At 72.3% G+C, this 603-nt stretch carries 1 pseudogene; it reads right to left on the bottom strand.

Annotated features, from left to right (window positions below):
- Positions 1-331 (bottom strand): annotated as a pseudogene (locus D7Y15_RS43700) (hypothetical protein); the annotation flags it as partial.
- Positions 332-603: the final 272 nt, after the last annotated feature.

The following is a 603-nucleotide window of genomic DNA, read 5'->3' as shown; positions in this document are numbered from 1 at the left end:
GGGCTTGAGCGGCGGGGGCGGCCTTGGCGTCCTTCCCCTTCTTCTTGTCGGCCTTGGCGGGCTTCTCCGCCGGGGCGGACTCCAGGACGGGCGCGTTGCGGTCCAGGGCGAGGTTGAGGCGGAAGGAGATGGGCGCGTCCTGGACGAGCTTCCAGCGCAGGACGACGGCGTCCTTGGGGACGGCGGGCGCGGCGGGAACGGGAGCGGCCTCGGCGGGCTCGGGCGCAGTGGCACCCGGCGGGCGCGGGATGGGCTCCATCTTGCCCGGCGCCTCCTGCTTGCAGGCGGTGAACGCGAGTGCGACGAGCAGACCGGAGAGACTTCGCTTCACGGGGACACTCCTGGGTGACGGTCGCGGGATAGCGGAGCGGACGGCGGTTGTAAAAGGGAGAACGGGCTTTGACGCGGCCCGACGAAGTTGGGGGTTCATGGAAGGTCCGGCGAACAGGCGCGCAGGCCGTCCGGCGCGGTGGGCGGCGGGTCGCCGGCGATGGACGCGAGGAGCGCGAGCTCGCTCGGACCCGGCAGCGTGCCTCCGCAGGTGGTGGGACAGGTCGCCACGCGTTCTTCGAAGCGTATGCACCAGGCTTCGATGGGCGGGGG

Origin of the sequence: Corallococcus sp. AB030, assembly GCF_003668965.1 — a bacterium.
GTDB lineage: Bacteria > Myxococcota > Myxococcia > Myxococcales > Myxococcaceae > Corallococcus > Corallococcus exiguus.
This window is presented reverse-complemented; position numbering and strand designations above follow the sequence as displayed.